Genomic DNA, 11,630 nt, shown 5'->3' with positions numbered 1-11,630 from the left:
CTTCTGAAGCGTCGGCAACAGGCCGAGCCTTTTTTTTAGGCCTTTTTTTGAAAAAGTCGCGTATACCCATGATACACCTCCGTTCATTTGTAATAGTTCCTTCAATTGTATCACAGCCCCCCAAGTTCGGAATTGCGGAAAGAAATGTGTAAATAGACCGATCGGACATAGATGATCTTTTTTTGGACTGTCACTCCTGCTAGCTGCGACAGAATCCAACGCATATTAACGTATATCATCTGTCCATATTCGGTTATTCTTAACCTTTTAGAACCAAGTGCTGTGCTATAATGGAACAATAGTGCTTGTTACTGAAGCGTTTTTTCGGTTCTAGGAACAGGCAAACGAAGAACTAAGGGGATAGCCAATTGGAAAAATTGAAAAGAAAAATAATGAATTTTATGCGCGGGAGATACGGCGCAGATCAGCTTTACAATGCGTTGATCATTTCGGGGATGGTGCTGTATTTCTTGGGTGCAACGATAAATTTTGGTGTTTTGGTTTTCGTAGCGCAGATTTTGATTTTTTGGGCTCTGTTCCGGGTCTATTCGAAAAAAATCTATAAACGCGCTGAGGAAAACCGCAAATTCCTCAAGTGGTGGCAACCGAACCAGAAAAAGCTGAAGTTGTTTTTTAGAAGATTCAAGGAAATCAAGGTTGCCCGTTTCCGCAAGTGCCCTAACTGCAGGACGACTTTGCGTTTGCCCGTCAAACGCGGCAAAAAGACAGTGAAATGCCCGACCTGCCATCAAAAATTCGAATCCCGCATCATTCTATAAACAAAAAAGAAGCCCCGCCAATTAATAAAATTGAGCGGAGGCTTCTTTTGTTTACGCTTCGTGGATCAGTACTTCTTCTTGGGTACCCAAAAGGATGGTCTTTTCGGAAGGGCGCAGGCTGCCTTTGTTTTCGTCGCGTCCCTGCAGAACGACACGCGGGTTTGCGTCCTCGATTGTGCGGAAGGCTTCGCGCGCCAATTTTTGGGTGTCATCGTTCATGTAGCGGTTGAAGAGGACGCAGAGTTTGGCTTCCTGCAGTTCCACCATCATATCGTAGTCGCCGGTGCTGTCCCCGAAGAGCATCAGCGGCTGTTTTTCGTTGTGCTTCGGCATCAGTTGTTCCGTGATGACGGCTGTTTTGCCGGGGCCTTTGGTGATGTTTTTGCCGGGTTCCATGCACGGTTGGATCAGGCTGTTTTCATCTTTGTTGTAATACATGCCGATGACGTGCTCGTTGTCCAACCCGTAACCGAAGTCCGGATGCGTTGCGGCGACTTGGACGACATCCACAGGTGAAGCCGAAATGACATAGACGATGATGCCGTTCGCCTTCAGGACGTGATAAAGTTCCTTCAATTCGGTAGGGAACGCCAAGCCAGTATCGTAATGCGACACGATGACGCCTGCTTTGCTCGGTAATTCAGCCGGACTCGTCAAGGTCACGCGTTCGAATTTGCCGTACTGCAACCAATAAGAGATGGATTGGTAAGCCAGTTGACGCAAATCTTCGCTTGTCCGTTGTGCGAAAAGATACGTCATCCAAGGATAGCCGGCTTTTCTTTTGAAGTCGCCGTTGATGACCGTGTAGAACAGACGGATTTTTGCAGCGAATTCTTCATAGTAAGAAGATTTTTTAGCTTCTTCCAACGAAAGGGTACCGCCTTGCATAAAACCTTCATATTGCTTATACAACCAAGCGTAGGCCGATTTGATATCATCAGCGATATTGCCGATAGTAGCAAGCTGATTGGTCTTATCAAGGAGCGTGTCCTCTGTTGCTCCGACATTTTCGAGTCCATCCGTCAAAATCGCGTGGAACTGATCGGGTGTCAAACGATAATCCAAATGCAGCAACATGTAAAGCATCAAAGTATCCTCTATATCCATGATGGCGGAAGTATTGTCGAAATCAAATACAACATAAGGAGGGTCAGCTGGGTCGAATGAGCTGTTTTGGTTCCCGTAGGCAGCGATGACAGCATTCAGCGCTTGGTGCGTATGCGGTGCCCAGTTTTTGGAAGAAAGAATTTTATTATGTTTTTCTGGCAAAGTAAGTACCCCTTTATCATGGAATTTTCATACTAAATCATTTTAACAAAAAAGGATGGGAAGATACAATTAAATGTGCCCATTTCAGCTGATCCAGTCCACAACCTCGAAATGAAATGAGAATTAACAATAAATTGTTTGTCAGACAATTTATTGTTAATTAAGAAATTTTTCTTAATAAGTTTCATTTACGCGGATTTGTCTTTATGAAAGCAATTTCTGTGGAAGGATTTCTCATAAAATAGGCATAAAATCGGTTGTTTTTAAGGATTGGGTAAATATATCGGGAATGCGTGTGAGAAAGTCTGACATTTTCGCGGAAGAATTTAATTGATTTTTAATCATGCTTTCATTATAATTTTGATTAATGGTATAATAATAAGAAGCGGTCCTTTCTTGATAAGGATCCAATCCATGCTCTTGAAATAATAGTAGTATGATGACGAGCACAAAAGGGGTTGAGGCAAAATTGATTAAGTTAGAGCACGTAAATAAGTATTTCGGCGCCAACCATGTGTTGAAGGATATCAACCTGGAAGTTGCCGAAGGGGAAAAAGTGGTCATTATCGGTCCTTCAGGTTCCGGTAAGAGTACAACGGTGCGTTGTATGAATTTTCTCGAAGAACCTACAGACGGAAAAGTTTTTATAGATGGCACAGAAGTCACAGCTAAAAATAAGTTGGATATTGTGCGCCATTCCTCTGCAATGGTTTTTCAACAATTTAATCTATATCCACATATGACAGTGTTAGGGAACCTGACAATCGGCCCTATGAAGCTGCAAGGCAAATCCAAAAAAGAAGCGGAAGAAATGGCTTACGAATATTTGGATATCGTTGGCTTGCGCGAAAAGGCGAATGTTTATCCTTCAACGCTTTCAGGCGGGCAACAACAAAGGGTGGCAATCGCGAGAGCGCTCTGCTCACAGCGAAAAATCATTCTTTTCGATGAACCTACTTCAGCATTGGATCCTGAGACGGTTCAGGAAGTATTGGATGTCATGATCAAACTTTCCAGCATGAACATCACGATGGTTGTCGTGACTCATGAAATGGGCTTTGCGAGACAGGTTGCCGATCGGGTCATCTTTATGGCTGACGGCATGATCGTAGAGGAAGGCACTCCGGAGCACTTCTTCGATAATCCGACACATGAGCGGACAAAAGCGTTCTTGGGTAAAATTTTAAGATAACCGAACTTTTCGGAATACAATATTATAGGAGGAATTGGGTATGAAAAAGAAAAATCTATGGGTTTCATTATGTTTATCAGCTGCATTGTTCTTGGGTGCGTGTGGCAGCGATGCTACGGATACAGCAGATTCTGCGGCTGGTTCTGCAACGGATGCTTCCGGTCAAGTTACCGCTGAAACAATCAAAGAAGCAGGCGTATTGAAAGTCGGCGTTAAAGAAGATGTACCGAACTTCGGTTTGAGAAACACTGAAACAAACGAAATCGAAGGTTTTGAAATCGACATCGCCAAAAAAATCGCTGAAGAAATCTTAGGTGATGCAGAAGCGATCGAATTGGTTCCAGTAACTGCAAAAACGCGTGGTCCATTATTGGATAACGGCGAAGTCGATATGGTCATCGCAACGTTCACAGTTACAGAAGAACGTAAAGAAACATATAACTTCTCTGATGCTTATTACGTGGATGCAGTCGGCCTGTTGGTTAAGAAAGACAAAGGTTACAAAGGCTTGGCTGACATGGACGGCGCTACAATCGGGGTTGCCCAAAGTTCAACAACTGCTGACGCGATCAATGCCGAAGCTGAACAATACGGTATCTCTTTGAGCTACTCAGAATACGCTACTTATCCAGAAATCAAAGCTGCTTTGGATTCCGGCCGCGTGGATGCATTCAGCGTGGACAGATCCATCTTGGCTGGCTACTTGGATGATTCAACTCAAATCCTGAAAGACCGCTTCGCTACACAAGATTATGGTGTTGCGATCAAGAAATCAAATACAGAATTGGCAACATCTGTTAATGACTTAATCACTGCATGGGGAGAAGACGGCACCCTTGATGCGATGATTACTGAGTGGGGCTTGGGAGAATAATGAGAAGTACCAATCCATTCGCTCTCTGGCGTTGGGAAAGCCTTCTTGAAAACAGCAGCGACATTGGAGCCGGATTTATCCGGACGCTCCAAGTCGCTGTGTTGGCGTTAATTCTGGCTTTGGTCATCGGGGTTGTCGTGGGAACCATGTCCACGGCAAAAGGCCGATTGCCACGTGCTGTTGCCAGAATATACGTGGAAATGTTTCAGAATATTCCGTTGGTCATCCAAATCTTCTTCATGTACAACGGGCTTGCCATGGCAGGCTTGGTGTTGAGTGAATTCACGATCGGGGTAGTCGGAGTAGGGCTGTATCACGGTGCCTACATCGCCGAAGTCGTTCGTGCAGGTATCCTCGCTATTCCGAAAGGCCAAGAAGAGGCAGCTTACTCAGAGGGCTTCAACTATATCCAAACAATGCGTTACGTCATCTTGCCGCAGATGGTCAAAATCATTTTGCCGCCTTTGACCAATCAAGCCGTCAACTTGATCAAGAATACTTCCGTATTGGCGATCATCGCCGGAGCGGACTTGATGTATGTAGCCGATTCTTATGCTTCCTACAGTCTGAACTACGGTCCTGCGTATGCAGTTGCCGGTTTGCTTTACTTCCTGCTTTGTTTCCCGCTTGCAACATTTGCGCGGAAATACGAGCAAAAACTGAAAGACAATGATTCGGTTGTCGTCAACGTTGGCGTGGATATTCCGGAGGTGATGGAATGATGGAATCGATCAGAACAGTCTTCACACCATCGAATGTGTCGTTCATGATGCAAGGATTGGAACTGGCATTGCTGATTTCGGTCGGCGTCGTCATCCTTTCGATCATCTTCGGTACGGTATTGGGCCTGTTGCGTAATTATGATAAAAAAGTTTTCGGAAAATTGGCCGGTGCCTACATCGAGCTCTTCCGGAACACACCGTTATTATTATGGATGCTTTCGTGTTCATTCTTGATACCGGGCAGCACGATCACCTTGAAAGGGTCTTTCGCCCTGTTCCTGTATACATCGGCTGTCGTAGCCGAAATCGTGCGCGGTGGATTGAATTCGATACCGAAAGGGCAATTTGAAGCTGCCCATTCCCAAGGGTTTTCATTCATGCAGTCTTTGTGGTACATCGTTCTGCCGCAAGCCTTCAAGAAAATTATCCCTTCGCTGTTGTCGCAAGTGATCACCACCATCAAGGATACTTCTTTCTTGGCCGGTCTGGGGATCATGGAATTCACAAGAAGTGGACAAGTCATCCTTGGTAAAGTGACGAAAACTTCAGAAGTGTTTTTGGTCTATGGCTTCCTGGCTTTGGTATACTTCATCATCTGCTTCACGCTTTCGGCAGTCGTCAGAAGCTGGCACAAGCGCAATGCAGAACATGCTTAACAATATAATATGAAAAGCCCCCGACTTACAGCGTTACAACGCTGCAGTCGGGGGCTTTTTGCGTGGACATCAAACGATGGATGCATCGTAGATGGATTGGATCGATTCGGCCAAGGTGGTCCGGAATTCATCATCGGTCAGACCGGCGCTCAGACCTTCGGACAACGCCCGCGAGAAGCTGGCGATCAAGCCTGGATTGTGAGTCAATTTTTCGTTGGCTTCTTCCCGCGAATAACCGCCGGATAATGCCACGACCCGCACGACTTGCGGATGAGCGATAAGTTCCTTATAAAAATCAGCGACGCTAGGAATCGAAATTTTCAGCATCACAAATTGGTCCGGATTCAACGCATCCAGCGCCAACAACAATTCTTCCTTGAGGATCGCTTCCGATTCAGCTTTGTCTGCACTATGGATGTCGACTTCCGGTTCGATGATCGGGATCAGTCCGGCAGCAATGATCTGCTTGCCGACTTCGAATTGCTGGGCGACGACTTTTTTGATGCCTTCACGATTGGCAGATTTGATTACGGAACGCATTTTGGTGCCGAAGATGTGGCGCTCGTTTGCGTGCGCAAGGAGGGTGTCCAGATCCGGATTCGGTTTCATCAACTGGACGCCATCAGCTTCCGCATCAAGACCTTTATCGACTTTCAGGAAGGGTACGATGCGTTTCTTTTCCCAGAGGTAGTCGGCCGTATAGAGGCCATCGACTTTGCGGTCCATCGTCTGTTCAAATAAAATGGCGCCCAGGATGTGTTCCGAACTGAAAGCCGGCGATGTGACGATGCGAGAGCGCATCTCATGGACTAGCGTGAACATCTCTTCTTCGCCGTTGTAGCTATCTTCCGAAATACCGTACAATGCCAGTGCCTTGGGCGTGCTGCCGCCGCTTTGGTCCAACGCTGCAATGAAACCTTTGCGATTTTTCATGATATCGAATTGCTCTTTGTTCATGATACAAACCCCTTTGATTTTCAGATTTCCGAAATCCGGATCCGATCCTGTTTCTTCGCGGAAAGAGGATTTCTAAAGTCAGTATAGCACTAATTCCAGGCTTTTCTGAGTGAAATGCCCTGTACATTTTGACGGTATTAAGCTTCAAAATTGACATGAAAATTATTTTTTGTTGAAACCTTTTTGATTTAGGAGTAGAGTTGTTTTATGGGATTTTTCAAGCACTTATAAAGCATATCAACAAAATCGAACGAAAGAAGGCGTGCAGATGATTTTTTGGCTGAAATCGGACAAAACAAATGCGGAATACACGGAACTAAATGTCTACAAACGGGGCATCCTGATGGGCGGAATTTCTCATCACAAGGACGACGATTTCTGGCAATGGTGGGTGGAAGGCGTCGGCAAGAAGAAAACCCGCAAAATGTACAAAGAAGCAACCGAGGACGAAGCCAGACGGGCTGTCGAGTACGAAATCTGATAATTAAATATAACGGCGCAGGGCAGGGATCATTCGTTGGATGAGACTTGGCCTGCGTTTTTATTTTGGGGTGTCGACTGTTGCGGGAAGAATAAATGCGGAGCAGTCGACGAAAAGCTCGACCGTCAGCTGTTGTTGAAAGAACGAACGCAGAACAGTTGACGAAGTGAGTAACCGTCGGCTGATGTGGAAAGAACGGGTGCGGAACAGCCGACAAGAGGTACCGAAAATCTCAAAAAAACGCGCCATCAGCCGAAGGAAGAACTCCTTCCCGGCTGCTGACGCGTTTTTGATGTTCACAAAGCAGTCTTATTAAATAGTTTCACCGCCGCAACAAGAGCTGAACCGATCATCAGTCCCGTTGTCAGCAGCGGATTCCGAAGTTCCTCCAGCAGCAGTGTACCTTGCAGCATGTCCATGTTGCGCGAGGCCAGCACCAGCGGATTCCACTCGGCCGCTTCCGGGAACAGGTTCCACAAGAACAGCACCATCAGGAAGGCGCCCGTGAACAGCAGCGGCCCATAGGCATTTTTGAACAGGACAGCCCCGAGCAGCAGGATGGCAATCAGCAGGATGCCAAACAGATAGAGGCTGATGATGGACAGAGCCAAGTTTTCGGTCGTGCCTTCGGGGAAGTAATAAAGCGTGTACCCCAAAGTGATGAAAAAGCAGAGCCAATAGCTGACGGTCCAAAGCAGAAGGGCACCTGTGAATTTTGAAAAGAGGATCGTCCGGCGCGGTAGGCCTTTCGTGACCATATTGATGAGCGTGCCTTTTTCATATTCCTTTGCCATCATGCCGCTCAAGAGGATGACGATGATGAACAGGCCGGTCTGGGTGCCGTTCTTGAAGAATTGGATCCAGGAATCGAGGTTCGTCGGTTCCGCAATCAGGATCGTGATCCCTTCCGGCATGAAGTTTCCCAACAGATCGGGCAAAAATTTGGCCGTCAACGGATTCATGATGCCCAACAACGCAAACAAGGCGATCGCCAAGAACAGTTTGAAGTTGCGGGTATATTCGGTAAGTTCTTTTTTTGTGAAGGCAAGATACGCTCTCATCGGACCACCTCCAGGAAGATATCTTCCAGTTTGGGTTCAGCCGTTTCCAAGCGGAGCGGCACCAGTCCGCTCTCGCCAAGGATCCGGATGATCAGCGCCATGGTCTGTTCCGGGTTCTCGGATGGGATGGTGATGGAAGGATCTTTTGCATCCGACGAGGACTTCAGCGCGTTGATCCGCGGATCGGCCTGGAACACAGCAGCATCCGCCGGGGTCCGGAAGGTGACTGTGCAGGAATGTTTGGAGTGCGTGGTTTTCAATTCTGACACCGATCCGGTCAGGACGAGTTTTCCTCCGTCAAGGATGCCCACCCGATCGCAGATGGCTTCAACATCGGTCAGAACATGCGTCGAAAAGAGCACCGTTGTCCGTTCCTTCACTTTCAGAAGGATATCGAGGATTTCCCTGCGGCCGATCGGATCCAATGCGGAAGTCGGTTCGTCGCAGATCAGCAGTCGCGGTTCGTTCAGCAAAGCCTGGGCAATCCCCAAGCGCTGCTTCATGCCGCGGGAAAACGTGCCGATGCGTTTTTTAACATCAGCCAGCCCGACCAGTTCCAAAAGCTCTTCGGATTTGGTTTGGATGAGCGCGGATGGCATGCCTGTGATGTCGCCGCACAGCCGCAGATATTCCTTTGCGGTCATGAAACCGTAGAATTCGGGCACATCCGGCAGATAGCCGATGAACCGGTTCGTCCGGGTGTCGCCGTAACGCACTTTTTCGCCGCAAACAGAAATTTCGCCGGCATCCGCCTGCAGCAAGCCCAAAACGATCTTCATTGTCGTCGTCTTTCCGGAGCCGTTTTTGCCGATGAAACCGTAGATTGAGCCTTCAGGTACGGAGAAGGACAAGCCATCGAGAACGCTTTGGTTCCCAAAGGATTTCCCCAATCCGGCGATCGTGAGGATGTCCATCACTCATCGCCCCTTCCAATCAGGAAATACAGGACCGGACCGACGATGTTCAGGAATATGATGATGAAGATCCAAAGATTTTTGCTGCCCATTTTTACTTGGGGATGCTTGTTCAGGTGGAGCAGGGCCGTGATCAACAGAATGATCTGGATCACGACCAAAGGGATCAGGATGGGTAAGTATGGCTGCAGTTCTGCAAACATAAAAGCTCGCCTTCTTTCTTTTTTTTTCGTTTATTTTCTAATATCTCCATTTTAGGTGTCCAATTGCTTTTTCACAATTATTCTCCTCTTGTTCGTTATATAACAAGTATAACGCTGGCGGTGGGATTTGCAAGTCGGAAGAGTGGGAAGACCCATCACGCATGGAGGCCTAACAAAGGTTCACGGCTATATGGGACTGGCGCTTTCCTGTGATATAATGAAGCAAAGATACCAGAACAGCCAGCGCTGTCAGAGGAAGGACCGAAGGATGAATCCATTTTTTAAATTGATGCTTAAGTTGATGTCGTCACCAAAAATCAACATGCAGGAAGATTATGCCCGTGTCCGCAAAGTACAGCATATACTGGCTCCCAAGCCGAAAAAGGGCTATATCATCATGGACCACAAAATCTATTCGGAGGACCGTTCCCATGATATTCCCGTACGCGTTTTCTATCCGAAAGAGCGCCTGCATAAAGTACCGTTGCTGTTTTTTCATGGCGGCGGGTGGGTCATCGGTGACATCGAAACCTATACGAATGCCTGCATCAATATGGCGGATCTGACCGGCAGGACCGTCTATTCCGTCGATTACCGCCTGGCGCCTGAGCATCCGTATCCGGCCGGGCTCTACGATTGTTACCGGGTGGCGGAAGTATTGCTGAAACACCTGGAAATGAGTGGTCTGTCGGATGAAACAGATTTGATTCTGATCGGTGATTCTGCGGGCGGAAACTTGGCTGCTGCCGTTTCTTTGCTGCTCCGCGATAGAGGCCAAGCGACTCCAATAAAACAGGTTTTGCTGTATCCTGTCACCTATTGGGATCATTCGGAAGCATCTCCGTTTGAATCGATCCGCACGAATGGGCATGATTACGGACTGACTGCGAAAAAAATGGAAGAATACATGGCGCTGTACCAGCCCGATCCCGAGCTGCGCAAGAACGGGTATGTCGCGCCTTTGATGGCGGAAGACCTGTCGAATCAGCCGGAAACCCTGGTGATCACGGCCGAATTCGATCCGTTGCGTGATGAAGGCGAAGCTTACGCCGAAGTATTGCAGAAAGCCGGCAACAAGGTGCAGGTCCATCGCGTGAACGGCATCGTCCATGGCTTCATCACCTATCCGAAGACGGCCGAATCGGTTGTGGAAGCCTACGAAGTCATCAATGCGTTTCTGAATGCATAAGCCGAGATGGCGGTTCTATGGAACAAGAGGAAAGGGGGAGAAGCAGTGAACCGAAAAAAGTGGGTACGTTTGGATAATGCCTCCAATATATTTTTGGCGGCCATGACGAATACCGATACAAAGGTTTTTCGCATGAGCGCGGAATTGATCGACAGCGTGGATCCGTTGTTGCTGCAACGGGCGCTCGATGAAGTCTATGAGAATTATGTGCTGTACCACAGTGTGCTGAGGCGCGGATTTTTTTGGTATTATCTGGAAGAAAGCGACCTGAAGCCGAAAGTTACGGCCGACGTGTTGCCGCCTTGCGCGCAGATCTATCATTTTGACCGGAGAGAGCTGTTGTTCCGCGTCTTCTATAACCAAAACCGGATCCACTTGGAACTCTTCCATGCCCTTTCTGACGGAACCGGGGCGTTGTGGTTTTTCGAGGATCTGCTGAAGGCCTACATCATGCTGCGGCATCCCGAGGCGTTTGGCGGCCTGGATGCCGCAGCGCACGACCGTTTGAACCACCAATTGGAAGACAGTTTTGCGCACTATTTCCGCAAGGACAAGAAACAGAACTTTACGGATGCGGCGCAATCAGCCATCCGTTCCGTCGCGAAAGTCAGTCAATTGACAGGGAAAGGCCATGCGCAAAAGAGCGCCTTGCCTGAGGAAAATGAGCCGAAGCAGAAGCTCCGCGTGCACCAGTTCCGCGGCAAAAAGACCCCGGACAACCGGCCGCATGTCATCGAGCTGGAGATGCCGGTCAAGGATGTGCTTGCGTTGGCCCGTGAACAACAGACTTCTTTGACCTTGTATCTGACCGCAGTGTATATGTTGGCTGTGCGCAAGGCCAGTCCCGATTTTAAACCCGGATCGGCTATGGCCGTTTCTGTTCCGGTCAACTTACGCCAGTTCTTTCCGTCCAATTCTGCCAGGAATTTTTTCAGCACGACCCGCCTGATCTATACCACAACTGAAACTGAAAAGGCGGATGACATTGCCGCTATCGGTCGCACGCTGAAAGAGCAGTTCCAGCAGCAGATTACGCCGGAAAGTCTGGAGGACAAGCTGAGGACGCTGATCGCTTTCGAGTACAGCCCCTTCACGCGGATGGTCTTCCGGCCGGTCAAAGACTTCGTTCTGAAACTGGTAAATTACGTCAGCAACCGGAATTTGACGATTGCGATCTCCAATTTGGGCAAGGTTGCATTTCCTGACCCGATCGACGGCTACATCGAGAAAATGTATTTCCATACTTCGGCGGTCCGCCCGCAATTTTGCGCCATCAGTCACGGGGAGCATCTGACTGTCAGTTTCACTTCGCCCTTTGTCGAATCCACGATCG

13 protein-coding genes are annotated in these 11,630 nt (G+C 48.1%); 8 read left to right on the top strand and 5 right to left on the bottom strand.

Going from position 1 to position 11,630, the window contains the following annotated elements:
- The first annotated feature begins 368 nt into the window (after positions 1 to 368).
- Positions 369 to 779, top strand: coding sequence for a zinc finger domain-containing protein (locus WBV27_RS08750; protein ID WP_424201259.1), 411 nt, complete (start codon positions 369 to 371; stop codon positions 777 to 779).
- Between the two features lie 51 nt (positions 780 to 830).
- On the opposite strand, the gene WBV27_RS08745 is transcribed toward WBV27_RS08750, so the two are convergent.
- A complete protein-coding gene (locus tag WBV27_RS08745; RefSeq protein ID WP_424201257.1) occupies positions 831 to 2,048 on the bottom strand; it encodes a haloacid dehalogenase-like hydrolase in 1,218 nt (405 codons plus the stop codon).
- Positions 2,049 to 2,517: 469 nt separating this feature from the next.
- Between WBV27_RS08745 and WBV27_RS08740 the strand changes: the two genes are divergently transcribed.
- Genes WBV27_RS08740 through WBV27_RS08725 form a run of 4 tightly spaced genes read left to right on the top strand, consistent with a single transcriptional unit; the run spans position 2,518 to position 5,492 of the window.
- Positions 2,518 to 3,240 (top strand): amino acid ABC transporter ATP-binding protein, encoded by a 723-nt coding sequence (locus tag WBV27_RS08740; protein ID WP_424201255.1) that lies wholly within the window; start codon positions 2,518 to 2,520, stop codon positions 3,238 to 3,240.
- Positions 3,241 to 3,280: 40 nt separating this feature from the next.
- Positions 3,281 to 4,114: a transporter substrate-binding domain-containing protein gene (locus WBV27_RS08735; RefSeq protein WP_424201253.1), complete on the top strand. Its 834-nt coding sequence runs from the start codon at positions 3,281 to 3,283 to the stop codon at positions 4,112 to 4,114.
- Complete coding sequence (locus tag WBV27_RS08730) at positions 4,114 to 4,836, top strand: amino acid ABC transporter permease (RefSeq protein ID WP_424201251.1); 723 nt, start codon at positions 4,114 to 4,116, stop codon at positions 4,834 to 4,836. The genes WBV27_RS08735 and WBV27_RS08730 overlap by 1 nt, the downstream gene beginning before the upstream one ends.
- Positions 4,833 to 5,492: an amino acid ABC transporter permease gene (locus WBV27_RS08725; RefSeq protein WP_424201249.1), complete on the top strand. Its 660-nt coding sequence runs from the start codon at positions 4,833 to 4,835 to the stop codon at positions 5,490 to 5,492. The genes WBV27_RS08730 and WBV27_RS08725 overlap by 4 nt, the downstream gene beginning before the upstream one ends.
- 69 nt (positions 5,493 to 5,561) lie before the next feature.
- Here WBV27_RS08725 and WBV27_RS08720 read toward each other — a convergent pair whose 3' ends face one another.
- Positions 5,562 to 6,449, bottom strand: a complete 888-nt coding sequence (locus tag WBV27_RS08720) for a fructose bisphosphate aldolase (protein ID WP_424201247.1) — start codon at positions 6,447 to 6,449, stop codon at positions 5,562 to 5,564.
- 268 nt (positions 6,450 to 6,717) lie between these two features.
- Between WBV27_RS08720 and WBV27_RS08715 the strand changes: the two genes are divergently transcribed.
- Entirely contained in the window at positions 6,718 to 6,930 is a 213-nt protein-coding gene (locus WBV27_RS08715; RefSeq protein WP_086626957.1) for a hypothetical protein, read from the top strand.
- Between the two features lie 296 nt (positions 6,931 to 7,226).
- Here WBV27_RS08715 and WBV27_RS08710 read toward each other — a convergent pair whose 3' ends face one another.
- Genes WBV27_RS08710 through WBV27_RS08700 form a run of 3 tightly spaced genes read right to left on the bottom strand, consistent with a single transcriptional unit; the run spans position 7,227 to position 9,108 of the window.
- Positions 7,227 to 7,991 (bottom strand): ABC transporter permease, encoded by a 765-nt coding sequence (locus WBV27_RS08710; protein WP_424201244.1) that lies wholly within the window; start codon positions 7,989 to 7,991, stop codon positions 7,227 to 7,229.
- Entirely contained in the window at positions 7,988 to 8,905 is a 918-nt protein-coding gene (locus WBV27_RS08705) for an ATP-binding cassette domain-containing protein (protein WP_424201261.1), read from the bottom strand. Before WBV27_RS08705 ends, WBV27_RS08710 begins: the two co-directional genes overlap by 4 nt.
- A complete protein-coding gene (locus WBV27_RS08700; protein WP_424201242.1) occupies positions 8,905 to 9,108 on the bottom strand; it encodes a PLDc N-terminal domain-containing protein in 204 nt (67 codons plus the stop codon). Before WBV27_RS08700 ends, WBV27_RS08705 begins: the two co-directional genes overlap by 1 nt.
- Before the next feature lie 268 nt (positions 9,109 to 9,376).
- On the opposite strand from WBV27_RS08700, the gene WBV27_RS08695 reads away from it, so the two are divergent.
- Positions 9,377 to 10,297: an alpha/beta hydrolase gene (locus WBV27_RS08695; protein WP_424201240.1), complete on the top strand. Its 921-nt coding sequence runs from the start codon at positions 9,377 to 9,379 to the stop codon at positions 10,295 to 10,297.
- A gap of 45 nt (positions 10,298 to 10,342) precedes the next feature.
- Positions 10,343 to 11,630, top strand: a 1,288-nt coding sequence (locus WBV27_RS08690; protein WP_424201238.1) for a phthiocerol/phthiodiolone dimycocerosyl transferase family protein, incomplete at its 3' end; no start/stop codon positions are given.

Origin of the sequence: Trichococcus sp. (assembly GCF_049589555.1) — a bacterium.
In the GTDB taxonomy this organism is placed as follows: Bacteria; Bacillota; Bacilli; order Lactobacillales; family Aerococcaceae; genus Trichococcus.
Note: the sequence above shows the minus strand (reverse complement) of the source record. Positions and strands in the feature narration are given on the sequence as shown.

Excerpts from the sequence above, each read along its gene's own strand:
- WBV27_RS08695 (WP_424201240.1), top strand. The coding sequence starts at position 9,377 with ATGAATCCATTTTTTAAATTGATGCTTAAGTTGATGTCGTCACCAAAA.
- WBV27_RS08705 (WP_424201261.1), bottom strand. The coding sequence starts at position 8,905 with ATGGACATCCTCACGATCGCCGGATTGGGGAAATCCTTTGGGAACCAA.
- WBV27_RS08715 (WP_086626957.1), top strand. The coding sequence starts at position 6,718 with ATGATTTTTTGGCTGAAATCGGACAAAACAAATGCGGAATACACGGAA.
- WBV27_RS08710 (WP_424201244.1), bottom strand. The coding sequence starts at position 7,991 with ATGAGAGCGTATCTTGCCTTCACAAAAAAAGAACTTACCGAATATACC.
- WBV27_RS08730 (WP_424201251.1), top strand. The coding sequence starts at position 4,114 with ATGAGAAGTACCAATCCATTCGCTCTCTGGCGTTGGGAAAGCCTTCTT.
- WBV27_RS08700 (WP_424201242.1), bottom strand. The coding sequence starts at position 9,108 with ATGTTTGCAGAACTGCAGCCATACTTACCCATCCTGATCCCTTTGGTC.
- WBV27_RS08735 (WP_424201253.1), top strand. The coding sequence starts at position 3,281 with ATGAAAAAGAAAAATCTATGGGTTTCATTATGTTTATCAGCTGCATTG.
- WBV27_RS08720 (WP_424201247.1), bottom strand. The coding sequence starts at position 6,449 with ATGAACAAAGAGCAATTCGATATCATGAAAAATCGCAAAGGTTTCATT.
- WBV27_RS08725 (WP_424201249.1), top strand. The coding sequence starts at position 4,833 with ATGATGGAATCGATCAGAACAGTCTTCACACCATCGAATGTGTCGTTC.